Consider the following 22,997-nt stretch of genomic DNA (forward strand, 5'->3'; position numbering starts at 1 on the left):
ATTAACGTAATTTTTGGCGCCAGGCGTTAAGCACGTCTGTGCGGGTAATCAGGCCGAGGAAGCGCTCGCCGTCGAGCACCACCGCGACGTGGCCATGGTTGAAGGTGGCCTGTAATTCCTCGTAGCCGGCTTCCTTTTGCAGCGTCTGGACCTGCTTGGTCATCGCGCTGCCGGCCGGCAGGCTGAAGTGGGCGGCGTCGGCCTGGACGGCGTTCAGCAGATCCCACTCATCGATCAATCCGACGACCCGATCGCCTTCCAGCACCGGTAGCTGCGAGATGTCGTACAGCCGCATGCGGGCGTGCACGATCGCCAGCGTGTCGTCCGGCGCGGCGGAAACGGCGGCGCCTTCGTCGTGGCGATAGGCGATCAGATCGCGCAGATCGCCGTGCTGCGGTTTGCTCAGCAGGCCCTGCTCCAGCATCCAGTGGTCGTTATACATTTTAGACAGGTATTTGTTGCCGCTGTCGCAAACGAAGGTCACGACCCGCTTGGGTTCGGTTTGCGCGCGGCAGTAACGCAGAGCGGCGGCCAGCAGGGTGCCGGTGGACGATCCCGCCAGCACGCCTTCCTTGCGCAGCAGATCGCGCGCGGTGGTGAAGGCCTCCGCGTCGCCGATGCGGTAAGCGTTGCGGACCTGGTCAAAGTCGCTGAGCGGTGGGACGAAGTCTTCGCCGATGCCCTCAACTAACCAACTGCCCGCTTCGCCGATGTGGCCGTTGTCGAGATAGTCCGCCAAGATAGAGCCGGCAGGGTCGGCGAGCACAAATTCCGTCTGCGGCGAAACGTCGGCGAAATAGTGGCTCAGCCCGCCCAGCGTGCCGCCGGAGCCGACACCGACGACGATAGCGTCCACGTCATGCTCCATCTGCTGCCACAGTTCGGGCGCGGTGGTGGTCGTATGGGCCGCCGGATTGGCCGGGTTGTTGAACTGATCGATATAAAAGGCGCCGGGGATCTCTCCAGCGAGGCGTTTGGCGTAATCCTGATAGTAAGCCGGATGCCCTTTGCCGACGTCCGAACGGGTCAGCAGCACTTCCACGCCCAGTGCGCGCAGGTGGAAGATCTTTTCGCGGCTCATCTTGTCCGGCACCACCAGCAGCAGCTTATAGCCTTTCAGCGCCGCCACCAGCGCCAACCCCAGGCCGGTATTGCCGGCGGTGGCTTCGATGATGGTGCCGCCCGGCTGCAGTTTGCCGTCGCGCTCGGCCTGCTCGATCATCGACAGCGCGACGCGGTCTTTGATCGAACCGCCGGGGTTTTGGTTCTCCAGCTTGACGAACAGCCGGCACGGGCCGGTATCAAACTGGGTCAGTTCCATCATCGGGGTATTGCCAATCATCTCGATGACGGAATGGGGGATCGCCATGACTCATCTCCAGGATTATTCGGTATAAAAGTCGTTGTGCGGATGATAGCGCTGAGGATAAGCGCTTTAAAAAGAACAAATAACGGTTCTATATGCCATTATGGAATATATTAATCTTTTTTGGACGTATGGAAGCGCAGATGTTTAGCGGTGCAGATGCTTGGCCGTTTAGCCGTGGGTGGGTGTAAAAATGCGCGCCTCGATGCTTTTTTGAACGATAAGTGGGGGGCTGCGTACAGTTATGTAAAAATGCTGAAAATTCACGCTAAACCCTGCAAAAATAAGATAAATCACATAAACTCACAGCAAGGGCATTTTCGGTGCGTTGTGTTACCCGCTATGGGCGCCGCAGGGGGTTGCGGCCGGCATGCGCGCACCGGGCCACTCTCGCTGGTTGGCTTAAAACGTGAACATGTTTGAAAGTTAACGCTATTTCAATGGTTTGAATGGACACTCTGGCGACGTCATGATGAAAAAAAACTTATCCACTTCCCTGAAAAAACTGACCTTCAGCGTAGGCATCCTGTTGCTGGCTGCCCCGGCCGTGCACGCGGCTGAGCCGCCGGCGCCGCCGCAGGTAGACGCCAAGGCCTACATTCTGATGGATTACAACAGCGGCAAGGTGCTGACCGAAGGCAATGCCGACACCCGTCTCGATCCCGCCAGCCTGACCAAGATCATGTCCAGCTACGTGATCGGCCAGGCGATCAAGGCCGGCAAGATCAAGCCGGAAGACATGGTCACCGTCGGCAAAGACGCCTGGGCGCCCGGTAACCCGGCGCTGCGCGGCTCTTCGCTGATGTTCATCAAGCCGGGCGATCAGGTGCCGGTGCTGGAACTGAATAAGGGCATCGTGATCCAGTCGGGTAACGATGCCAGCATCGCGCTGGCAGACTACGTGGCGGGCAGCCAGGATTCGTTCGTTGGCCTGATGAACAACTATGCCAAATCCCTGGGCCTGCAGAATACCCACTTCCTGACGGTGCACGGCCTGGATGCGGAAGGGCAGTACAGCACCGCGCGTGACATGGCGCTGTTGAGTCAGGCGCTGATCCGCGACGTGCCGGACGAATACGCGCTGCATAAAGAGAAAGAGTTCACCTTCAACAAGATCCGCCAGATTAACCGCAACCGTCTGCTGTGGAGCAGCAACCTGAACGTCGACGGTATCAAGACCGGTTACACCAGCGGCGCCGGCCACAACCTGGTGGCGTCCGCTACCGACGGACCGATGCGTCTGATCTCGGTGGTTTTAGGCGCGCCGAGCGATCGCGTGCGCTTTAGCGAAAGCGAAAAGCTGCTGACCTGGGGCTTCCGCTTCTATGAAACCGCGACGCCGATCAAGGCCGATAAACCGTTCGTCACCCAGAAAGTGTGGTTCGGCGACGTCAGCGAAGTGCCGCTTGGCGTGGCGAAAGACGCCTCGGTCACCATTCCGAAAGGGCAGATGAAAAACCTGAAGGCCAGCTACAAGCTGACCCAACCGACGCTGGAAGCGCCGCTGGCGAAAAACCAGGTGGTCGGCACCATCGATTTCCAGCTGGACGGCAAAACCATCGAACAGCACCCGCTGGTGGTGATGCAAGAGGTGAAAGAGGGCAACTTCTTCAGCCGCATCTGGGATATGGTGATGATGAAGCTGAGCCAGTGGTTCGGCGGGATCTTCGGCTGAATAGCCTGATGTAAGGAGCGCCCCGGGCGCACCATCCTCGACCAAGCCGCAACGGAGACGTTGCGGCTTTTTTTCGCGAGTTTCTGCGGCGCGGTGATTAAAAGTAGTCCACCAGCATGGTGGCGCCGCTGGTGAAATCGCCTTCCGCCAGGGTGACGGCGCTGTTTTTTACCGGCACCGCATCAAGCGTCGGCGGATTGGCGTAGTCGATGTCCAGCGGCGTATTGATGGCGAAGGCCTTGCCGTTGGCCAACAGCTTGATGCCCAATCCATTGACGCTGCTGGTTAACACGCTGCCGTCGAAGGCCGCCGCGCCGCCCATGATCTTCATTTTCAGCTGGCGGCTGTTATCCAGAAACTCGCATTTGATGCTGTAATCGATGCGTTGCATATAGCGGTTGCCGTCGATGCGCTTGATGCCGACCTTGCCGAAGTCGATATCGATGGTGCGCCCGTCGTTGATCACGCAAGGCGGAGGCGCCACTACGGTGGCGGTGATGTTGACTTTGGTGCCCTGATCGGCGGCCTGAGCGGCCGAGCTAATCAATTCCAGCGCCAACAGCAGGGCGCAGCCCGTTTTTATCGTCATGTTCATTCTGGCTCCCGTCTCAAGGTGCGCTGAAGATCAGCGTGGCCGAGCCCGACAGCGGACCGGTGGCGATGCTGGTGTAAGGGACATTGTTCTTCACCGGCACAAAGGTCACGGTATCGTTACCCAGACCGTTGACGATGCGTGTTCTGAAGGCATTGTTGGGTTTCACCACCGCGCCGTTATACACCATCGCCACGCCGACGTTAGGATTGGTGGTCTTGATAAAATCGCTGGAGAAGCCGCTGGCGTCGCTGACCATGCGGATCAGAATATCCTGCGTCGCACTCTGGTCGTCGCATTGGTAGCTGAGCGCTTTGTCCTGTTTGATCTGGGCATCGCTGGCGCTTTGAGTCAGAAAGTCCTGACGGATCTGGCCGAAGTCGACATTAATCTGCTGGCCGTTGTTAATGGTGCAACTGGTGGTGACGAAGTAGGCGTCGTTGTCGGCGATCAGGCGCCAGCGATAAACGCCGCACTGCGGACAACCCGGCTGATCGTTGGTCTGAATAAAGTTGATTTGGCCGATGACGTCGCCCTTGTTCACCTTGATGTCCGGCGTTGGGAAACGGTTCAACACGATATAGACCCGGATGGCGACAGACTGGGTCTGCAAGCCGGTGAGGCTGAGTACGCTGATGCCGGCAGGCACCGGGGAGTTATAGTCGCTGCCGTTGATGGTGGTACCGCTGCCGATGGCGCCAAAAATCGCACTGTTCATCGACAGCGCCGGACTGTCGGTTTTGAGATAGTCATACCAGCTCGCGACGTCGTTTTTACAGGTGACCTGGCTGACGTTGACGATTTCGTTTTTGCCATAAGAAAGCTGCGGCCCGATGCGAACCCGGACGTCAACCGGCGTGGTCGAGCCCCCGGGTGGAATCAGTCCGCCATCGGACGTGCGGCAGGTAAATGCGTTGGCGTTGCCAAGCAGCAGGAAGAAAGAGAGTGCCAGGCAGCAACGTAAAAATAGCAGGGCTGTTTTTCTCACGATAATATCCCGATATATATAAATGGTGTGCGGCGTTACTCCGCAATGAAATATTGCCAATCAGGCCGGCTGGCCCTATTTATTCCGTTAAAGGAGAGTGAGATGCATCTTTGTTGGGTATGCCGTTGTTATCACCACCGTCCAGCAACGCGGTGGGATACCACCTCAACGAGTTGTTGATGGAGCCGTCCGTCACAATCACTTCTTGTCGGGCGACAAGATCCAATAACAGCCGTCGAGCCCGGTAAACACCGACGTTGACGGCATTGGCCAGTTGCCGCGTCGAGAGCCACTGCTGCTGTGGCGGCGGCCCGGCGACGGGACATTGACGGGGCGATTGCGCGAATAATGTTTGCAGCAGATCGTGCTGCAATTGCCGTATTTCCTTTTGTTTCGGAGATAACGCTTCCATAGCACTTCCTCTGTATTCCGATTGCCGTATTCCTAAGAAAAAACAAACATTCGCCGCCTACCAACAACGAGGTAAAACGCGAACAAAGAAAATTCCTATCTATTTATCAGGATTGAAAAAAAAGGCGTTGCCCGCCCCGTTTTTACCTATGTTCAGGCAGGGGTGGCGTCACGCAGAAACCTAAAATTTTGGTTTATTATATTCACAAAGCGCCACTTTGCGATCTGATTACTTGTGAATCTCGCAAAAACAGGATATTGCTCTATAAAAGTATTTTTTACGATCTATGAGCCTAAAAATAACAGTAAATTAACTTCAATTAGGAAATAAATTGCGAATGTTCGCCTTGATCAAAAAAAGCCTTTTTTTGCTGAGAGGCATTTGCCAGAATATTCATCGCCGAACAAGAAGGGCGGATTAGAAAGTATTGGCCCCTGCTCGTTGTGATTTCGTTTATTTTTATAGGGCGAATTCATTAATGGGCGGGCCGCTGCAGACTTGCCGTTATCGACTTTTTTATTGTCGGTGCCTTTGGGGTTTGGCAGTTAACCAACTAGCAAGATGCTAAAGAATTAGGGCTGCGCACATATAAGCGCGAGCAGGTTTCCTGTGGCTCTTTTTCTTGATTGGAATATGCATTTTTTCTTATAAGGAATATAGGTTCTATGAAACTTAACAAAATCATGATGGCTGCAGTGATTGCATTTGGCGCAAGTTCTTTTGCACAGGCAGCCGATCAGGGACACGGTAAGGTCACCTTCACGGGCTCTATTATTGATGCGCCATGCTCTATTGCGCCTGAGTCGATCGATCAGACCGTAGATCTGGGCCAGGTGTCCAACGTGGCGTTGAAAAACGGCGGCAAATCCAACCCGCGTCCGTTTGAAATCAAGCTGGAGCAGTGCGACATCACCACCCTGAAAACCGTTAAAACCACCTTTAGCGGCGTAGCATCGTCTACCGATAAGGATCTGCTGGGCATCGCGGGCACCGCCAGCGGCGCCGGCGTAGCTATCTCTTACAACGGCCAGCCGATCAAACTGGGTGAAGCGACTACCGCGCAGACTCTGAACACCGGCAACAACACCCTGCATTTCGCCGCCTACCTGCAGGGCGAAGGCGCTTCCGCCGCCATCGTTCCGGGCGACTTCACCGCCGTAGCCGATTTCACCCTGGCTTATCAGTAAGTGAGTCCGAAGGCTTAATCAACCAGGCATGGGGCTCGCCACATGCCTGGTGAATCTCCCTGTCAAAGGAATGTCGCGATGTTTTTACCAAGGAATCGAGCGGGTGCCGTTCTTTTGGCGTCGTTGGCGTTTGCGCCCGGCTATGCAACTTCCGCCGCGCAGGGGTGGGGCAAAGTCAACATGCACGGCGCCATTATCGACACCGCCTGCGCCATTGCCGCCGGCAGCCGCGATCAGACGATCGATATGGACACTCTTCCTCTCGGGCAGATCATTCGTGACGGCCAGGGGATGACCAAACCTTTCAGTATTGAATTGGTCAACTGCATTTTGGAACGGCCGGAAAACAAACCTGATTGGAAATTCTTTCAGGTCACGTTTGATGGTTATGCGGAAGGCGCTCTGTTTGGCGTACAGGGCGAGGCGCGCGGCGTCGCATTGAAGATAAAAGACAGCAACGGCACGCCGGTTATTCCAGGGAAACCCTTACCGATGGAAGGAATAATACCGGGAAATAGAGTGCTGAATTATTCCATGACGTTGATGCCGAATCATCAGCCGTTGAAGGCGGGAGCGTATTTTTCCACAGTGCGTTTTAAGCTGGATTATTTTTGATTTTTTCTCGTACTGACGGTTAATTCGTTATTGAAAGGACTTTTATTATGCTTTCACCGGCAGGGAAGTTATTTCGTCTTCAAGCTTTGGGGCTCTGTGTTGCCCTTTCTCTGGGAAATCCGATCGCGTTGGTCTATGCCGCCGACGTTATTCAATTCAATACTGACGTATTAGACATCAACGATCGTAAAAATATCGATCTGAGCCAATTTACGCGCAGCGGCTACATCATGCCGGGCGTTTATACCATGGTGGTGCACGTCAATAAGAACGACCTGCCGGAACAGCCGGTGACGTTTTTGGCACCTGAGAACGATCCTAAAGGCAGCGAAGCCTGTCTTTCGCCGGAATTGGTCAACCAACTGGGGCTGAAAGAAAAACTGTTAAGCACGCTGAACTGGACGCACGGCGGCCGTTGCCTTGACGCCTCGAGTCTGGCGGGGATGGAAGCCCGCGGCGATCTTGCCAGCTCCTCGTTGTATCTCAACATTCCTCAGGCCTATCTGGAATACAGCTCGGAAAACTGGGACCCGCCTTCGCGCTGGGATGACGGTATTCCTGGGCTGCTGTTTGACTATAACGTTAACGCCCAAACGCAAAAACACCAGAAAGGCGGCAGCAGTTACAGCCTGAGCGGCAACGGCACCGGCGGCGCCAACCTGGGCGCCTGGCGTCTGCGCGCCGACTGGCAGGCCAACCTCAACCATCAGACCGGTTCTTCTCAGCCTACCGATAAACAGTTCGACTGGAGCCGCTATTACGCCTACCGGGCGATCCCGGCGCTGCGTTCGCGGTTGACGATGGGTGAGGATTACCTGAACTCCGACATTTTCGACAGTCTGCGCTTTACCGGTGTCAGTCTGCGATCCGACGACAGCATGTTGCCGCCCAACCTGCGCGGCTATGCGCCGGAAGTGACCGGCGTGGCGAAAACCAACGCTAAGGTGGTGGTCAGCCAGCAGGGGCGCGTGCTGTATGAAACGCAGGTGGCGGCGGGGCCGTTCCGCATTCAGGACATCAATGACGCCGTTTCCGGCGAGCTGGACGTGCGCGTCGAAGAGCAAGACGGCAGCGTGCAGGAGTTCAAGATGAACACCGCCAACATCCCTTATCTGACGCGCCCGGGTACGGTGCGTTACAAGCTGGCGACGGGCAAACCGTCGGAGTGGGGGCACCATCTGCGCGGGCCGATGTTTGGCACCGGCGAGTTCTCCTGGGGGATCAGCAACGGCTGGTCGTTGTACGGTGGGGGCATCGCCGGCGGCGATTATAACGCGCTGTCGCTGGGGATCGGGCGCGATCTGATGGCGCTGGGGGCGCTGTCGTTCGATGCCACGCAGTCGCGTGCGCGTTTGCCGCAGGATGGCACGCTGACCGGCGGTTCGTACCGGCTGAGCTATTCGAAGAACTTCGATGAATACGACAGCCAGGTCACCTTTGCCGGTTACCGCTTCTCCCAGGAAGATTTTATGAGCATGGGGGACTACCTCGATGCGCGTTACGAAGGGGGGCGCAGCGGCAAGAGCAAGGAGATGTACACCATCACCTTCAACAAACAGTTCCGCGATCTGGGGCTCAGCACCTATCTCAACTACAGCCACCAAACCTACTGGGATCGGGCGCCGAACGATCGTTACAACCTGATGGTATCGCGCTACTTCGATATCGGCGATTTCAAGAACGTCAGCGTTTCGCTGTCGGCCTATCGCAACCGTTACAACGAGCGCAACGACGACGGGATGTACCTGTCGCTGTCGCTGCCCTGGGGCAGCGCCGGGACGCTCAGTTACAACATGACGCTCGATCGCGAAGAGAACGCCCATCGGGTCGGGTACTACAACCGGGTTGATGAACACAACAACTATCAGATCAGCGCAGGCGCCGCGCGCAGTGGGGCGACGGCCAGCGGGTATTACAGCCATCAGGGCGATATGGCGCAGATCAATGCCAACGCCAGCTACCAGGCCGGCCGGTACAGCGCCGTCGGCATCGGCGCGCAGGGCGGCCTGACGATGGCGGCGGAAGGAGCGGTGCTGCACCGCGTCAATACGCCGGGCGGCACGCGCTTGCTGCTCGATACCGAAGGCGTCGCCGGTGTACCGGTACGTGGCTATGGCAGTACGGTGCTGACCAACCGTTACGGCAAGGCGGTGGTGGCGGATGTGAACAGCTACTACCGCAATAAGGCCAGCATCGATCTCAACAGCCTGAGCGACAACGTCGAGGCGACGCGTTCGGTGGTGCAGGCCACGTTGACCGAGGGGGCCATCGGCTACCGCAAGTTCGAGGTGATTGCCGGCGAGAAGGCGATGGCGATCGTCAAGCTGGCGGACGGCAGCGAGCCGCCGTTCGGTGCCACGGTGCTGAATGCCCGCAAACAGGAGACCGGCATCATCAACGACGGCGGCAGCGTTTACCTGTCCGGCCTCAACCCCGGCGAGCGCATGAGCGTGCACTGGAACGGCGCGGCGCAGTGTGAAATCCAGCTGCCGGCGCCGCTGCCGGCCGAAATGTTGATGAACACGTTGCTGCTGCCTTGCCGCCCGCTTGCCGGCAACAAGCCGGCGGCTGACGCCAACTGACATACACCCGGCGGAGCTCGCTCCGCCGCTAAACCGCCGGGGCGGGCTCGTCCGCTCCCGGCCGACTGGAACCGTGAAGACATGATGAATCTGACTATGACCAGAAAGACCGTTTTCCTTGTGGGCCCGCTCGCCGCCGCGTTGACGATCGGCGCGGTCAGCCTGCCCGCTCATGCGGCCATTGCGCTGGATCGCACGCGTGTGATTTTCGACGGCGACCTGAAAACGGTCAGTCTCAACATCAGTAACCAGAACAAACAGTTGCCTTATCTGGCGCAGGGATGGATCGAAGACGATCGCGGCAACAAAATCCAAAACCCTTTCACCGTGCTGCCGCCGGTGCAGCGGGTGGAGCCGGGCAAACCGAGCCAGGTGAAGATCCAGTCGCTGCCGGCAGCACGTCAGCTGCCGCAGGACAGGGAGACGCTGTATTACTTCAATCTGCGCGAGATCCCGCCGCGCAGCAATAAGCCGAACACGCTGCAGATAGCGTTGCAGACGCGCATCAAAATGTTTTATCGCCCGGCGGCGCTCGCCCCGAAAAAGAACGCCGCACCGTGGCAGGAGCAGCTGACGCTGACCCGGCAGGGCGACAAGTACGTGGTGAACAACCCGACCCCTTATTACGTGACGATCGTTGAGGCGAGCGCCGGCAAGGGCGGGAAAGGGGCCGCCGGCTTTGAACCGTTGATGGTGGCGCCGAAGGCCAGCGCCCCGCTGAACGTCTCCGCCGCGAGCCTCGGTAGCGGCCCGTCGCTGGCGTACATCAACGATTACGGTGGTCGGCCGCAGTTGAACTTCCGCTGCGGCGGCAATGCCTGCCAGGTCGTACCGGTCGCCAAATGACGATCCGCGCGCAAGCAGGGAAGACAGAGTGAACACAGCGGAGTGAACGAATCATGCAACGAAAGATCCCCATGCTGTTGGGAAAGGCCTATGAACGTCATCAGCGACGCACTATCGGCCTGACGGTGTTGGCCGCGCTGATGGTACCGCTGACGGCAGGCACGATGCTGATGCTGATGCCGCCGGCCCGCGCGGTGGACAACTGGGACGTGGAGGGCGCGAATGGCACGCTCCACGTCTACGGCGCGTTAACGGAAAGCGCCTGCAGCCTGGAAATGACCACCGCTCGTCAGGAGGTTTGGCTGGGGGAGACCGGAACGGCGCACTTCCAGCGTCCGGGCGATCGCGGCACGCCGGTCGCCTTCGAGCTGACGCTGAAAGACTGTCTGCGGGCGCCGGCGAGCAACCGCGACGCCTGGACTGGGGTTCTGGCCTGGAGCGGCAGCCAGCCTGCGGTGTCCGTCGCGTTTTCCGCGCCGACGGATGACGACGCGCCGGGTCTGGTCAGGGTGGCCGGCGTCACCGGATTGGGGTTGCAGTTGGCGGATGCCCGCGGTCTGCCGGTCCGCCTCGGCGCGCGCAACAAACCGATCTTGCTGACGCCGGGGCAAAACACCCTGACGTATACGGTGACGCCGGTGCGCACTCCGGCGACGCTGAGCGCCGGCGCTTACCGCGCGGCGATCGATTTCCGCCTTTATTACGACTAATACGCCGCTTGCGCCGGATCGGCGCAAGCACAACCAAAGGGAGTGGCGTCATGCGCGCAACAGAGACGAACCGGCGCCGAAGCGCGCTGTTGGGGGCAGGCATGGTCATGGCGGCCGGCATGATGGCGCAGCCGGCGGCTGCGGCGGAAAACATGCGCTTTCACGGTACGCTGGTGGCCGAGCCGTGCGTCATTCAGCCGGGGGATGAGGACATCCAACTGGATTTCGGCACCATCGTCGACAAATACCTGTACCTGAACACCCGCACCCACAGCCAAACCTTCGCGTTGCACCTGACTGAATGCGATCTCAGCCTGGGCAATACGGTGGCCATTACGTTTACCGGCACCGAGAACGCCAAACTGCCCGGCCTGTTGGCGCTGGATGCCGGCAGCCTGGCCTCGGGGATCGGCATCGGGCTGGAGGACAGCACCGGCAAGGCGCTGCCGCTCAATCGCGCCAGCGATAAATTCCGCCTGAATGCCGGCAACACCACGCTCACGCTGCAGGCCTATGTGCAGGGGGAGCCGGAGGCCATCCAAACGAAGTCCATCGGCCGCGGCACCTTCAGCGCGGTGGCCACCTTTACGTTGGAATACGAATAAGCGTCTACAAGGACAAAAAACGCAATGATGATAAAGCCCCTCAATCGCGCCCTGCGCATGGGCCTGCTGTGCCTGTTGGCGTTGAGCGCCGCCGCCTGTCAAAACCAAAAGTCGGGCAAGCCCGCCGTGAACACCAAAAATCAGGCTGTGCAAGCTCCGTCAGAAGAGGCTTTGCGCAAGCAGCGTGAGGCCGAGCAGCTGCGGCAGTGCCAGCAGCAACTGGGTGCATTGCGCACGATCGACGAGAAACAGTATCAGCGCTACAAACAGGCCTTCGACAGCCTGATGAGCGGCGCTTCGCAGTACGCCAACCTGCGCGCCAGGGTAAACGGCGACACGCAGGAGACGGTGGATGCGCTGTATCGCTACAAGGTCAACTATCTGTGCGCCGGGGTGAATCAGGCGGTGTTGACCGGCTTGGCGGATCGCGGGGAGCAGGTTAAATGAGGCTGCGCCTGCTGGGCTGTGCGGCTCTGCTGTTCACCGGCGTCGCGCAGGCGGACGACGGCGTGCCGGCGCTGCTGCAGTTTGCCGAGCAGTATCAACGGCAGAACACCGCGCCGAAGAGCGAAAACACGGCGCCCGCCGACCGCGAGGCGGGGCAAAAAAAGCGTGAGCCGGCAAAGCGTCCGCCGGACACCCACCAGCCTGCTTCATCGGCCAAAGCTTTTACGCTGAGCCAGGAATTATTGACGCGTGACCAACAGCTGGCACGCCAGCGAATGGAACTGACGATGTTGCGCCAGGAACTTACTGCGCTGCGGGCGGAGAAAGCGGCGCCACCCGTCGCAGCGTTGCCGGACTCGTCGACGCTTCAACAGTGGATTGCCGGGCTGGGCGCTGCCTGGCGAGGTTCGCCCGACGCGCAGCGCACCGAGGCGCTGTTGCGTCAGGCGACGCAGGAAACCGCCAAAAGCAGAACGACGGCGGCGCAGGCTGAACGGCGCGTCACCGAACTTGAGTCTGCCGCGCAGGCATCGGCACAGACGCTTGCACAACGCCAACGCGAGCACCAGGAGGCGTTGCACGCTCTGCGCGCCGTGTTGGAAGAAAGCGAGCAGAAGCGGGCCGGTGAGCAGAAGGCGACTCAGCAGGCGCGCGAAGACCTGCTGGCGTTGCGTAAGCGGCTGCAATGGGAGATGACGCCGGAGCAGTTGAAGGATGAACGCAAGCGGTTGTCCTATGCGGCGGGCAGTGCGCTGGGGCGGGATATTCAGGGGTTGATGGCGGAGCGTCAAAGCTGGGGCGTATCGGTGGACCGCGACAGCCTGTTGGCGGGCGTTATCGACAGCGTGGCGGGGCGTTTGCAGCTGCCGCCGGATGAACTGAATACGCTGACGGCGCAGGCGGATGCCGCCGCCGTGGCCGCGCGTGAGAAACGCGTTAACCAGCAGCGGCGGCGCGATGACGATTACCTGACGCAGTTCAGTCAACAAAAGGGCGTAAAGCAGTCGGCGATGGGCTTCTGGTATCGGGTGGATTACGCCGGGGAGGGCGCGCTGGCGCCAACGGCGGTGGTCGATGTCGTGGTGAAAGAGAAGCTGACCGACGGCACGGTGATCCAGGATATGGATCTGAGCGGCAAGGTGCTGTCGCAACCGCTGTCCGAATACCCGCCGCTGTTCCGGGAGGCGATAGGTCATCTGCACAACCACGGCTCGTTGACGATGGTCGTGCCGCCGGCGCTGGCCTACGGTGAAACCGGCTACCCGCCGAAGGTGCCGCCCAACGCCACCATGGTTTATGAATTGCGCATCGACAACAGCCAGGCGCCGGCGAAGGGCGTCCAGGCGGTTAAACGGGAAGCCGACACGGCGGGAGAACAGGGATGAACACGATGATAAAAATCGCGCTATTTGATGAGAATCGATACTTCAGCGCCGGTTGGCAAGAGGCCCTGGCGCTGCATTTCAGCACTTACGGCAAGCGCACGCTGTTAGTGGATGCGCGGCAGGTTCACGAAGCCGATTTGGTGTTCTGCTATTTTCCTCCCGGCGTGCAAAGCTGTTTTTGTCACCTCTCTGAGGCGCAGCCCGCGGGGCGTAAAACGCTGTATTTCTCGTTGCGAACGCCGGAGGGACGGCATAAACGCACCGTCGGTAACCGCTGCTCGCTGGAGGCTGGCGTCATCTACCACGATATGCCGTTGGTTTCGGCGCTGTATCAGGTGAGCGCCGAGCTGGAGCGGCGCAGCAAATGGCCGGGCAGACTGCGCTGTGGCAGGAGCTGCGTATGCCAACACCGGGGCCTGACGCTGCGCGAACAAGAGATCATGCGCTGCATGACGCGGGAGATGGGAGTCACGCAAATCGCCCGGATGCTGGACATTAGCGTGAAGACGGTCAGCAATCACAAGATGAGCGTCATGCGCAAAATGGGATTCCGGCGTAATGCCGAACTTTACGGCTGGCTGCGGCACAGCGCTCGTCCCGGGGCTGTGGGGCTTCGCGCGGGTATTCAGCCCGGCGTTGCGGCAGGAAAGGATCGCTATTGAAACGGCGCCGGCCAAGTCACACCGGCTGGCGCCTTAAGTACCTCGCCGTGGCGATCAGTTGCAGGCCACGACCTTGATCGCCAGCCCGCCCTGTGAGGTTTCGCGGTATTTGGCGTTCATGTCTTTGCCGGTCTCGTACATGGTTTCGATCACCTTATCCAGACAAACCCGCGGTTCGCTGGTCCGGCGCATCGCCATGCGTGCGGCGTTGACCGCCTTAACGGCGGAAATGGCGTTGCGTTCGATGCAGGGCACCTGAACCTGGCCGGCGAGCGGATCGCAGGTCAGTCCCAAATGGTGCTCCATGGCGATCTCCGCCGCGATGCACACCTGCGCCGGGCTGCCGCCGAGCAGCTCGGTCAACCCGGCCGCCGCCATCGAACAGGCCACGCCCACTTCCCCCTGGCAACCCACTTCGGCGCCGGAGATCGAGGCGTTCATCTTGTACAGCGCGCCAATCACGCCGGACGCCAGGAAGTAGCGTGTGTAGGAGTTGGCGTTCACCGGGCGGATGAACTTGTCGTAGTAGGCCAGTACCGCAGGGATAATGCCACACGCGCCGTTGGTCGGCGCGGTGACCACGCGGCCACCGGCGGCGTTCTCTTCGTTGACGGCCAGCGCGAACATGTTGATCCAATCGACCACGTTCATCGGATCGATATTGTTCTTGTCGCCGGTCACCAGAATGCGTCGCAGCGCGGCGGCGCGGCGCGGCACTTTCATCGGGCCAGGCAGCAGGCCTTCGGTGTTGATGCCGCGCTCGATACCGGCGCTCATCACCTGCCAGACGTCGGCGAAATGCGCGTCGATGTCCGCCTTGCTGCGCAGCGCCAGCTCGTTCTGCATCACCAGGCCGGACAACGACAGCCCGGTGTCTTTGCAATGCTGCTGCAGATCGTGCGCTGATTTGAACGGGTAGGGCACCGGCGTGGCGCCCTCGGCGGACTGGCCGAAGTGTTCTTCGTCGACGATGAAACCGCCGCCGATCGAGTAATAGGTTTTGCTGTGCAGCAGGCGTTCACCGGCGAAGGCACGGATGCGCATGCCGTTTTCGTGCAGCGGCAGGTTGTCGCTGTGGAAATTCATGCCGCCGTGCAGCGGAAAATCCACCTCGTGGTGGCCGTTGGCCAGCGGCAGGCGGCCGCGCTGTTCCACGTCGCGGATAAAGCCCGGGATGCTGTCGATGTCCACGTCGTGCGGCAGGTTGCCGGCCAGGCCCATGATGATGGCGATGTCGGTGTGGTGACCTTTACCGGTCAACGACAGCGAACCGTAGACGTCGACCACCACGCGGGTGGTGTCCTGCAACTGCTGGTGGGCGATCAGATCGTCGACGAACTGTTTGCCGGCCTTCATCGGGCCAACGGTGTGGGAACTGGATGGGCCGATGCCAATTTTGAAAATATCGAAAACGCTGACCATGGTCTCGCCTCCTTCTTCAGGTTTCAGGCGGTGAATACGGGAAATGGGGGAGTGCGGGAGGGCCGGCGCGCAAGCGGCGCCGGCCGGGCGTGATTAGCCGAGCAGGCTGAACACGATAGCAGAGATGGCGATCAGACCCATCACAACCACGAACACGTTGCTGATGTGGCCGCTGTACTTGCGCATGGCAGGCACTTTACGAATGGCGTACATCGGCATCAGGAACAGCAGCATGGCGATGATTGGGCCACCCAGGGTTTCGATCATGCCCAGGATGCTTGGGTTCAGGGTGGCGACGATCCAGGTGGTCACCAGCATGAAGATAGCGGTCATGCGGTTCAACTTGGCGGTGCTGACGGTTTTGCCACGGCTCTTCATCGATTTGGCAACCAGACCGTTGAAACCTTCACGAGCGCCGAGGTAGTGGCCCAGGAACGATTTGGTAATGGCGACGAAGGCGATAACCGGCGCGATGTACTCGATCATCGGGTTGTTAAAGTGGTTAGCCAGGTAAGACAGAATCGAGATGTTCTGCGCCTTGGCTTCCGCCAGGTTTTCCGGCGTCAGGCTCAGCACGCAGCTGAATACGAAGAACATCACGGTCAGCACCATCATGATGTGTGCATAAGCCAGAATGCGGGAGCATTTCTTCTCGGCGTCTGCGCCGTACTCTTCGCGTTTGGCGACGGCGAAAGCGGAGATGATCGGCGAGTGGTTAAAGGAGAACACCATTACCGGGATTGCCAGCCACAGGGTCATGATCAGGCCGTGGCCCATGCCGGTACCGCTGCCGGACAGCGACACGTTTTCGAAGATGGCGCCGGTCCAGTTAGGGATCAGGTATACCGCCAGCAGCATCAGCACCGCCACGAACGGGAAGACCAGAATGCTCATGGTTTTCACGATGGCCTGCTCACCGAAACGCACGATGGTCATTAGGCCGACGATCAGGATCAGTGACAGAATGGCGCGCGGCGGCGACGTCATGCCCAACTGGTGGGTAATGAAGCTGTCGACGGTGTTGGTGATCGCCACGCTGTAAACCAACAGAATCGGGTAGATGGCGAAGAAGTACAGCAGGGTAATCAGTTTACCGGCGGTGATGCCGAAATGCTCTTCCACTACAGCGGTGATGTCTTCACCGGGATTTTTGCCGGACAGCACGAAACGGCACAGGCCGCGGTGGGCAAAGAAGGTCATCGGGAAAGCGATGATGGCCATGATGATCAGAGGAATCAAACCGCCGATGCCGGCGTTGATGGGCAAGAACAGGACGCCTGCGCCGATGGCGGTGCCGTACAGGCCCAACATCCACATGGTATCCGTTTTACGCCAGGTACTGCTGGAGCCCGAGGCCGCAGAGGCAATTGTGCCGGTCTGTGTAGTGTCCATAAATATCTCCGAAGTGAACACGAATTTAAAATTAAAAGGCAAAACTTAAGGTTAAACCGTCAAACGTCCTATTCAGGCAACGCTTGCGGTAAGAATCAGGTGTTGCTTGCGGGGATGTTTTGGCGTCCCCCTGGTTGTTTATTGTGTTCATTACCAAGGCACAGCGCCGGGTAATTCACTAAAGACTTTCCACCGTCACGGGGGATAAAAGTCGTTACCGCTGCCGACAGGTCATTGCCTGTCGATTTTTGTTGGCGGCAAGATAACGATTTACAGTAGAAACAACCGTGATCCTGCTCTCAAATGCGTAATATGTGCAGTTATCTGCTTTTTTATCGATTTTTCGCGCATTTGTTGCACATTTGTGTAAGATTTTGTGCTGAGAACGCTCTCATAAAATTTTCTGCGATTATGCGGCTTGTACAATAATTAGCCGGATAAAGCGCTGTGCTCAGCAGCAAGCCGAGCAATATATTTTATGCGTGGTTTTGGATCTAGCGAAAAACCCGGATTAAGCAGTTTTAGTGATGTGGATCACATTATGTTTTTAAGGTAAATTTAATTTATCTTTTTGTTTTTAATGATTTTTATTTAAAATTCACCGCTAGTAACGAAGGGAAATTACTTACGTGGTTAGCGGATAAAAATGCGTAACCATTCATCATATAAATAACAGATAGCTAACAGGTATTGGTGAGATTTGCTGCAATCGCGTAAACCGCCGTTTATTTAAACTTCCTGGCCTTTGGTACGATTTATCATATAAAAGCCATAAATAGCCGTTAATTCACCCAGCCGACCGCGTGTTTAGCCTGCGAAAAAATAATCACGCGGGTGAGCTGTTGCATTTTATTAACCTGATGTTGCGTGCGGATAAGCGAAAAACGCGAATTGATTGCGCATTATTTGTTCATTTTTGGGTAAGGAAAGAGGGATATCGAAACGGTGCGCCGTCGGTTATGACGGCGCTGAAGGCGGATTAATAGCGGATAGCGATGGCGTTGTCGTTGAAGAATGCCAGGAAGTCGGCGGCCGGTTGGCGGTCGGTGATCACCCGATCGAATTGTGTCAGGGGGCCGATGCAGGCCGGTTTGGTTTTGCCGAATTTGCTGTGGTCTGCCACCAGGATCTTTTGCTGCGCCATCGCCATCGCGCGATGCTTCATCTCCAGTTCGTCGAAGTTGAAGCAGGTGGCGCCGTGCTGCAGACTGAGGCCGGCGGCGGAGATAAAGGCGATATTCGGGCAGATATGATCGAGCTCGTTACGGCCGCTGACGCTGGAAAAGATGTAGTTGTTCGGCTTGAACTCACCGCCGCACAGGACCACTTTGCAGTTCGGTTTGTCCTGCAGCGCCAGGAAGGTGTTCAGCGAATGGCACACGGCGGTGAAGGTCAGTTCGTCGGCGATGGCGTCGATGATCGCCGGGGTGGTGGTGCCACAGTCAAAAAACACCGTGTCGTTTTCATTGATCAGCGGCGCTGCCAGCAGGCCGATGCGCCGTTTCTCCGTGACCTGTTTGGCTTTTTGATCGGAAACGAAGTAGTTGGTCACGCCGTTGCTGCGCGGATCGGTCACCACGTAGCCGCCGAGCAACACCACGGCCGCCGGTTCGGCGCTCAGATCGCGGCGAATGGTCATCTCCGAGACCCCCAGCAGCGCGGCGGCTTCTTTCAGGTGGATCTTGTCAGCGCGTTTTAACGCCTGAACTAACCGGTTGATACGTTCTTCGCGCCGCGTTTCCATAGATCCGTCTTCCCACAGGTAGTAGAGGTAAAGGGGCGTGCCGGCATTTCCGGCGCTAAACACAACAATGCGGGGCAATATCGGGCCGCATCAGCCGCCCGTATTGTCCCGCATCGGAGTGTATGGCCATGCCCGTCAGGGCAAGCCGACGATCAGTAGCTGCCCGCCGCCGGCTGGGCGCCGGATACGATGGCGACGCCGGAGCTGGTGCCGATGCGCGTGGCGCCGGCTTTAATCATCTTCTCGGCGGTGGCGCGATCGCGCACGGCGCCGGAAGCTTTCACGCCCATTTCGCTGCCCACAGTCTCACGCATCAGTTTGACGTGCTCTTCCCGAGCGCCGCCGGTGCTGAAGCCGGTGGAGGTTTTCACGAAGGCGACATCGAGTTCGCGACACATTTCACAAACCTGGACGATCTGCGCATCGCTGAGCAGGCAGGTTTCCAATATTACCTTCAACGGGATCGCCGCGCAAACCTCGCGCACGGCGGCGATATCGGCTTTCACTTCGTCCAGCAGGCCGCTTTTCAACCAGCCGACGTTGATCACCATATCGATCTCTTGCGCCCCGGCGGCGATCGCCGCTTTGGCTTCAAAGGCCTTGGCGACGGTCAGGCCGGCACCCAGCGGGAAACCGATCACCGAGCAGACTTTCACGGTGCTTTCTTGCAGCAGCTGGGCCGCCAGTGGCACGTAGCCGGAGTTGACGCATACCGCATAGAAGTTGTGCTGCTGTGCTTCTTCGCACAGTTTGGCGATCTGCATTTCGGTGGCGTCCATGGCCAGCAGGGTGTGGTCGATATAGCTGGCGTAATCGATGTTTTCGGTGGTCATCGCGGTTCCTTAGTGAGGTTAAGACAGTAAACGGAGTGAGGAATGTGAAAATAATAACATTCCGATGCCGATAAACCTAGTGCTGTTTAAAAAATGTCGATCCGATCGTCGCTATAATGCTGTTATAGGTATAGCTTAAAGGCGTTTCATTTGTTATTTAAATAACATTTTGTGGCTCGCGGCCTGCGCGGGCGAAACGTCGAGGGAAAAAAGATGAAGATCAACATCGATCTGGCTCCTGAAGCTTTCGGGGCGCATCGGCAGGAACTGTTCCGCAATGCGGATTTTGCGGTGAGCGCGCATCGCTGCGCAGAACGTGGGCCGATGTTAACGCTGGCGAACTGCCGTGGCGCGCTGACGGTTTTACCGTATCAGGGCCTCGCGATCTGGGACGCTGAGTTTGACGGTTACTCGCTGAAGTCGGGCCGCCGCAGCGTGCGGGGCGCCGGCAGAAAGCGCGCTGACGACGCTGCGTTCTATCCCGCCTGGCCGCATCAGGACGGTGAGCCGCTGCAGATGCAACGCGTGTGGATCCAGCTGGCGGGCGATGAGCTGACGTTGCACGGCGAGGGGGAGCGGGCGGGCGGGCGTTGGCGCATCGGCCCGGCGCTGCGTCTGGCGGCCCAGAGCGCGCAGTTCGCCATAGAGATGAAGGTCACCAATCAGGCCGAGCGGCCGCAGCCGCTGCGCTATGTTTGCAGCCTCAACTATGACTGCATTCCTGATGCGGTATTCCGCCAGAACCTGCCGACGCCGGCTTTGTTAGGGGATACGATCGGGCAGGAACTGTTGTGCTCCGACGATCTGACGCGCTACGTGGATCAGGCCGAATTCTTTATGCTGGCGCCGCAGGGCCGGCGTTATGTGACGCGTTTTGCCACCGAACAATTCAACTATGGTTTCCGGCGCATCGCCGTTCAGGGCAACAGGCGGCTTCTGGCTTTTATCCAGCCGGCGAACTGCCGCCCGAATGCGCCAGAAGGGGAGGAAGGAGTGATGCTGGGAGCGGGGAAAACGCGGACGTTCTGTGTGACTACTGGCGTGGTGTGAAAGCAGGGGCGGTAACGCCCCTGTCATGTTGTGCGGTTACTCTTTCACCCAGCCACGGCGAATGGCGAAGGCAAACAGGAAGCGATACAGGCGCGACAGCTTGTCGGCGAGGACATCACCGAACAGATTCCATACCAGCTGCGCGAACAGGCAGCCGACCAGGCCGAGCAGGAAACCGCCGACCATATCCAGCGGCCAGTGCACGCCGAGGTACACGCGTGACCAGGCGATGCCGGCGGCGACAATCATCAGCAGCGCGCCGGACCAGACCCGGTGCCAGAACAGGAATGCCAGCGCAAAGGTAAAGATGGCGGTGCCGTGATCGCTGGGGAACGAGCTGTCCGGCGCGTGCGCCAGGAAGGTATAGCCGACGCCGGCGACGAACGGACGCTCATGCGGCAGCAGCGCGCCGATAGCGGAGGCGGCAAGCATGGCGAACAACAGCGCGATCGTGGTTTTCGCCACCACTTCGCGCTGTGAAACCAGCTGGCTTTGCGGCCCCCACAGCCACAGGCCGACGATCAGCAGCGGCACGATAATGATAAGATCGCGCGCCAAAAAGGTGGCGAAATCGATCATCCATTCGGGAGACGCCGGGGTCGCATTGATCCAGGCGAAAAGAACATGGTTTAGCTGCTCCATAACCGTTACCTCATCTTGCGGCGCCAATAGCCGCTAATCATCCAATAAATAGCCAACTGGCTTAACCAAACCCACCAACCCGCCCACAGGTTATGGGTAAGAAAATGTGCGCCACGCATGATCTGACCAAAGCCCATCAACATGCCGAGCGCAATGCCGCCGCACCAGCACCACCAGGCCAGGCGCGGACGCTGCGGATAAAACAGGAAAAACAACGCCATCACCGCGAAACCGCTCGAGGCGTGCCCGCCGGGGAAACAGCGACCGGGGCCCGGCAGCGCCGGTACCGTGCCGAACAGCGGGAAGGACATCGCCTTGCCGCCGTACTCAATCAGATCCCACGGACAGGAGTGCGCGCTGGTGGCTTTGAGAATGCCCACCACCAGCGGGCCGATACCAATCAGCAGCATGGTTACGATCAGGCGCGCGCTGCGGCGATAGAGGCCCCAAAACAGTGTCAGCACCGCCCCTACGATCACTATCTGCTTCAACAGGCGGTGATTGATCAGATCCAGCCAATAATTGTTTTGCCACGGGAAATGCCCGCTGGCGGCATCGTACCAATAATTGCTGATCGCCCAGTCCAGCTGTTCGTTACGGGAGAGCCATAGAAACACCAAACCGCTGATCAGCAGGCCAAAAACTTGCCAACGGTAAAAGGATGCCGACAGGGAGTAAAGGGCGGTTGTCTTAATTTGCGGTGTCGTTGAGGATTGATTTAATGACGATTCTGGATTCACGCGCAGGCTCAGTGACAGGATTGAATGACGTTACTGTAATAATTCTGTCTTAAGAAAACCTTAGTCCGCCGGTAAGAAAACCCTATCTGATACACTTGCTTGTACGAAGGTAATCGCTGGTTTTTCTCGTCTTAACCCGAGGGTGCGCTGGCTAATTGCTCCAGTTAACGGTTTATATTAGGCGATTGTCACTATTGATTGCCTATTGTAAAGAAGATTAAACCTGTGGCGAGCTTAGCGGTAGTGTATTAGTTTATAGACGGATTATTTGACAAAGTGTAGGGATAAAACATGAACAAGGCATCCGTTGTATTTTCCGGCCTGCTGATGGCCGTTTCCGCCGGCGCTATGGCGGCGACCTCTGGCGATGACGCAGACATGAGCAAACAGCCGCTGGAAAAAGTCGCGCCTTACCCGAAAGCCGAGAAGGGCATGAATCGCCAGGTGATCTACCTGCCGAAGCAAGAGCACGAAGAGAACTACAAGGTAGAACTGCTGATCGGCAAGACGCTGGAAGTGGACTGCAACCGCCATATGATTGGCGGCACGCTGGAGACCAAAACCCTGTCCGGCTGGGGTTATGATTACCTGGTGCTGGAGAAGCTGTCTGAACCGGCCTCGACCATGATGGCCTGCCCGGACAATACCAAGACCAAGAAATTCATCGCCGCTAACCTGGGCGACGCCGCGATGCAGCGCTACAACAGCCGCCTGCCGATCGTGGTGTATGCGCCGAAAGACGCGGAAGTGAAATACCGCATCTGGAAAGCCGAAGATACCGTAAGCCAGGCTGAGCAGAAATAACCGCCGCCTGACGCCGCTCCGCTGGCCATTCCCGGTTGGCGGAGCCTTTCTCCTTCCTGTCTCCTTATCATTCCCGCATCTTTGACACTCGACTGATTGCTTTCGGACGTGGCTTTTAGCCGCAACATGGCAACGAAATACGCTCTTCACATGGCACAGGAAGCACGCAGCTGCATGGATGGGAGAGGATGCGCGCGTATAGAAATAGAGCAAAGAAATCTTTACTGAATTGTGATAATTTTGCCCATACCCTATTTAGGCGTGACACAGAAGATAAGGATATCCAATGCGTTATCGT

General features: G+C 58.2%; 22 protein-coding genes. 12 read left to right on the plus strand and 10 right to left on the minus strand.

All coding sequences use genetic code 11. The features are described from left to right. Position 1: 1 nt before the first annotated feature. A complete protein-coding gene (locus ACMGGW_RS06510; RefSeq protein WP_197832630.1) occupies positions 2-1,369 on the minus strand; it encodes a pyridoxal-phosphate dependent enzyme in 1,368 nt (455 codons plus the stop codon). Between the two features lie 466 nt (positions 1,370-1,835). Here ACMGGW_RS06510 and ACMGGW_RS06515 point away from each other — a divergent pair, with 466 nt between their 5' ends. Continuing rightward, positions 1,836-3,041, plus strand: a complete 1,206-nt coding sequence (locus ACMGGW_RS06515; RefSeq protein WP_025302208.1) for a serine hydrolase — start codon at positions 1,836-1,838, stop codon at positions 3,039-3,041. 97 nt (positions 3,042-3,138) lie between these two features. On the opposite strand, the gene ACMGGW_RS06520 is transcribed toward ACMGGW_RS06515, so the two are convergent. The 3 genes from ACMGGW_RS06520 to ACMGGW_RS06530 all read right to left on the minus strand — a co-directional run bounded on the left by ACMGGW_RS06520 (position 3,139) and on the right by ACMGGW_RS06530 (position 5,033). Further along, the gene (locus ACMGGW_RS06520; protein ID WP_225735588.1) at positions 3,139-3,630 is read right to left on the minus strand and encodes a fimbrial protein; all 492 of its coding nucleotides are present in this window, start codon (positions 3,628-3,630) and stop codon (positions 3,139-3,141) included. A gap of 19 nt (positions 3,631-3,649) precedes the next feature. Further along, on the minus strand, positions 3,650-4,468 hold the full coding sequence (locus ACMGGW_RS06525; RefSeq protein WP_038630232.1) for a fimbrial protein: 819 nt from the start codon (positions 4,466-4,468) through the stop codon (positions 3,650-3,652). Between the two features lie 232 nt (positions 4,469-4,700). Further along, the gene (locus tag ACMGGW_RS06530) at positions 4,701-5,033 is read right to left on the minus strand and encodes a hypothetical protein (protein ID WP_025302211.1); all 333 of its coding nucleotides are present in this window, start codon (positions 5,031-5,033) and stop codon (positions 4,701-4,703) included. Between the two features lie 665 nt (positions 5,034-5,698). Between ACMGGW_RS06530 and ACMGGW_RS06535 the strand changes: the two genes are divergently transcribed. From ACMGGW_RS06535 to ACMGGW_RS06575, 9 genes are all read left to right on the plus strand, one after another. Then, positions 5,699-6,220 (plus strand): fimbrial protein, encoded by a 522-nt coding sequence (locus ACMGGW_RS06535; RefSeq protein WP_025302212.1) that lies wholly within the window; start codon positions 5,699-5,701, stop codon positions 6,218-6,220. A 78-nt stretch (positions 6,221-6,298) separates the two neighbouring features. After that, positions 6,299-6,835, plus strand: a complete 537-nt coding sequence (locus ACMGGW_RS06540; RefSeq protein WP_025302213.1) for a fimbrial protein — start codon at positions 6,299-6,301, stop codon at positions 6,833-6,835. Between the two features lie 47 nt (positions 6,836-6,882). Further along, positions 6,883-9,417: an outer membrane usher protein gene (locus ACMGGW_RS06545; protein WP_080271247.1), complete on the plus strand. Its 2,535-nt coding sequence runs from the start codon at positions 6,883-6,885 to the stop codon at positions 9,415-9,417. An 81-nt stretch (positions 9,418-9,498) separates the two neighbouring features. Continuing rightward, positions 9,499-10,263, plus strand: a complete 765-nt coding sequence (locus tag ACMGGW_RS06550; RefSeq protein ID WP_127146384.1) for a fimbria/pilus periplasmic chaperone — start codon at positions 9,499-9,501, stop codon at positions 10,261-10,263. Between the two features lie 71 nt (positions 10,264-10,334). After that, the gene (locus ACMGGW_RS06555) at positions 10,335-10,973 is read left to right on the plus strand and encodes a fimbrial protein (protein ID WP_038629099.1); all 639 of its coding nucleotides are present in this window, start codon (positions 10,335-10,337) and stop codon (positions 10,971-10,973) included. A gap of 50 nt (positions 10,974-11,023) precedes the next feature. Then, positions 11,024-11,578, plus strand: a complete 555-nt coding sequence (locus ACMGGW_RS06560) for a fimbrial protein (protein WP_060447510.1) — start codon at positions 11,024-11,026, stop codon at positions 11,576-11,578. A gap of 24 nt (positions 11,579-11,602) precedes the next feature. Continuing rightward, on the plus strand, positions 11,603-12,025 hold the full coding sequence (locus ACMGGW_RS06565; protein WP_049205925.1) for a hypothetical protein: 423 nt from the start codon (positions 11,603-11,605) through the stop codon (positions 12,023-12,025). After that, entirely contained in the window at positions 12,022-13,410 is a 1,389-nt protein-coding gene (locus tag ACMGGW_RS06570) for an FKBP-type peptidyl-prolyl cis-trans isomerase N-terminal domain-containing protein (RefSeq protein WP_167324968.1), read from the plus strand. The genes ACMGGW_RS06565 and ACMGGW_RS06570 overlap by 4 nt, the downstream gene beginning before the upstream one ends. Beyond that, positions 13,407-14,072: a response regulator transcription factor gene (locus ACMGGW_RS06575; RefSeq protein WP_049295312.1), complete on the plus strand. Its 666-nt coding sequence runs from the start codon at positions 13,407-13,409 to the stop codon at positions 14,070-14,072. Before ACMGGW_RS06570 ends, ACMGGW_RS06575 begins: the two co-directional genes overlap by 4 nt. Before the next feature lie 54 nt (positions 14,073-14,126). Here ACMGGW_RS06575 and ACMGGW_RS06580 read toward each other — a convergent pair whose 3' ends face one another. From ACMGGW_RS06580 to deoC, 4 genes are all read right to left on the minus strand, one after another. Beyond that, positions 14,127-15,494 (minus strand): L-serine ammonia-lyase, encoded by a 1,368-nt coding sequence (locus tag ACMGGW_RS06580; RefSeq protein WP_025302221.1) that lies wholly within the window; start codon positions 15,492-15,494, stop codon positions 14,127-14,129. A gap of 93 nt (positions 15,495-15,587) precedes the next feature. Further along, positions 15,588-16,886 carry an HAAAP family serine/threonine permease gene (locus ACMGGW_RS06585; RefSeq protein ID WP_004938697.1) on the minus strand — a complete coding sequence of 433 codons (1,299 nt, stop codon included), beginning with the start codon at positions 16,884-16,886 and terminating at the stop codon, positions 15,588-15,590. A 979-nt stretch (positions 16,887-17,865) separates the two neighbouring features. After that, complete coding sequence (gene deoR, locus ACMGGW_RS06590; protein ID WP_025302222.1) at positions 17,866-18,630, minus strand: DNA-binding transcriptional repressor DeoR; 765 nt, start codon at positions 18,628-18,630, stop codon at positions 17,866-17,868. A 152-nt stretch (positions 18,631-18,782) separates the two neighbouring features. After that, entirely contained in the window at positions 18,783-19,463 is a 681-nt protein-coding gene (gene deoC, locus ACMGGW_RS06595; RefSeq protein WP_089195707.1) for a deoxyribose-phosphate aldolase, read from the minus strand. A gap of 213 nt (positions 19,464-19,676) precedes the next feature. On the opposite strand from deoC, the gene ACMGGW_RS06600 reads away from it, so the two are divergent. Then, on the plus strand, positions 19,677-20,513 hold the full coding sequence (locus ACMGGW_RS06600) for a hypothetical protein (RefSeq protein WP_049295313.1): 837 nt from the start codon (positions 19,677-19,679) through the stop codon (positions 20,511-20,513). A gap of 36 nt (positions 20,514-20,549) precedes the next feature. On the opposite strand, the gene ybjG is transcribed toward ACMGGW_RS06600, so the two are convergent. Both ybjG and ACMGGW_RS06610 read right to left on the minus strand, forming a co-directional pair. Next, positions 20,550-21,155: an undecaprenyl-diphosphate phosphatase gene (ybjG, locus tag ACMGGW_RS06605; protein WP_025302225.1), complete on the minus strand. Its 606-nt coding sequence runs from the start codon at positions 21,153-21,155 to the stop codon at positions 20,550-20,552. A gap of 5 nt (positions 21,156-21,160) precedes the next feature. Then, positions 21,161-21,895: a phosphatase PAP2 family protein gene (locus tag ACMGGW_RS06610; protein ID WP_025302226.1), complete on the minus strand. Its 735-nt coding sequence runs from the start codon at positions 21,893-21,895 to the stop codon at positions 21,161-21,163. A 291-nt stretch (positions 21,896-22,186) separates the two neighbouring features. On the opposite strand from ACMGGW_RS06610, the gene eco reads away from it, so the two are divergent. Then, a complete protein-coding gene (gene eco / locus ACMGGW_RS06615) occupies positions 22,187-22,699 on the plus strand; it encodes a serine protease inhibitor ecotin (RefSeq protein WP_033642514.1) in 513 nt (170 codons plus the stop codon). Positions 22,700-22,997: the final 298 nt, after the last annotated feature.

This window comes from Serratia sp. BNK-4 (genome assembly GCF_048685115.1).
GTDB classification, from domain to species: domain Bacteria; phylum Pseudomonadota; class Gammaproteobacteria; order Enterobacterales; family Enterobacteriaceae; genus Serratia; species Serratia bockelmannii.

Bases quoted from the DNA above. Each gene is read 5' to 3' on its own strand.
- ACMGGW_RS06515 (WP_025302208.1), top strand. From the start codon at position 1,836: ATGATGAAAAAAAACTTATCCACTTCCCTGAAAAAACTGACCTTCAGC.
- ACMGGW_RS06600 (WP_049295313.1), top strand. From the start codon at position 19,677: ATGAAGATCAACATCGATCTGGCTCCTGAAGCTTTCGGGGCGCATCGG.
- deoR (WP_025302222.1), bottom strand. From the start codon at position 18,630: ATGGAAACGCGGCGCGAAGAACGTATCAACCGGTTAGTTCAGGCGTTA.
- ACMGGW_RS06510 (WP_197832630.1), bottom strand. From the start codon at position 1,369: ATGGCGATCCCCCATTCCGTCATCGAGATGATTGGCAATACCCCGATG.
- ACMGGW_RS06550 (WP_127146384.1), top strand. From the start codon at position 9,499: ATGATGAATCTGACTATGACCAGAAAGACCGTTTTCCTTGTGGGCCCG.
- ACMGGW_RS06555 (WP_038629099.1), top strand. From the start codon at position 10,335: ATGCTGTTGGGAAAGGCCTATGAACGTCATCAGCGACGCACTATCGGC.
- ACMGGW_RS06575 (WP_049295312.1), top strand. From the start codon at position 13,407: ATGAACACGATGATAAAAATCGCGCTATTTGATGAGAATCGATACTTC.
- ACMGGW_RS06570 (WP_167324968.1), top strand. From the start codon at position 12,022: ATGAGGCTGCGCCTGCTGGGCTGTGCGGCTCTGCTGTTCACCGGCGTC.
- ACMGGW_RS06560 (WP_060447510.1), top strand. From the start codon at position 11,024: ATGCGCGCAACAGAGACGAACCGGCGCCGAAGCGCGCTGTTGGGGGCA.
- ACMGGW_RS06585 (WP_004938697.1), bottom strand. From the start codon at position 16,886: ATGGACACTACACAGACCGGCACAATTGCCTCTGCGGCCTCGGGCTCC.
- eco (WP_033642514.1), top strand. From the start codon at position 22,187: ATGAACAAGGCATCCGTTGTATTTTCCGGCCTGCTGATGGCCGTTTCC.
- deoC (WP_089195707.1), bottom strand. From the start codon at position 19,463: ATGACCACCGAAAACATCGATTACGCCAGCTATATCGACCACACCCTG.
- ACMGGW_RS06540 (WP_025302213.1), top strand. From the start codon at position 6,299: ATGTTTTTACCAAGGAATCGAGCGGGTGCCGTTCTTTTGGCGTCGTTG.
- ACMGGW_RS06520 (WP_225735588.1), bottom strand. From the start codon at position 3,630: ATGACGATAAAAACGGGCTGCGCCCTGCTGTTGGCGCTGGAATTGATT.
- ACMGGW_RS06545 (WP_080271247.1), top strand. From the start codon at position 6,883: ATGCTTTCACCGGCAGGGAAGTTATTTCGTCTTCAAGCTTTGGGGCTC.
- ACMGGW_RS06565 (WP_049205925.1), top strand. From the start codon at position 11,603: ATGATGATAAAGCCCCTCAATCGCGCCCTGCGCATGGGCCTGCTGTGC.
- ACMGGW_RS06530 (WP_025302211.1), bottom strand. From the start codon at position 5,033: ATGGAAGCGTTATCTCCGAAACAAAAGGAAATACGGCAATTGCAGCAC.
- ACMGGW_RS06580 (WP_025302221.1), bottom strand. From the start codon at position 15,494: ATGGTCAGCGTTTTCGATATTTTCAAAATTGGCATCGGCCCATCCAGT.
- ACMGGW_RS06535 (WP_025302212.1), top strand. From the start codon at position 5,699: ATGAAACTTAACAAAATCATGATGGCTGCAGTGATTGCATTTGGCGCA.
- ybjG (WP_025302225.1), bottom strand. From the start codon at position 21,155: ATGGAGCAGCTAAACCATGTTCTTTTCGCCTGGATCAATGCGACCCCG.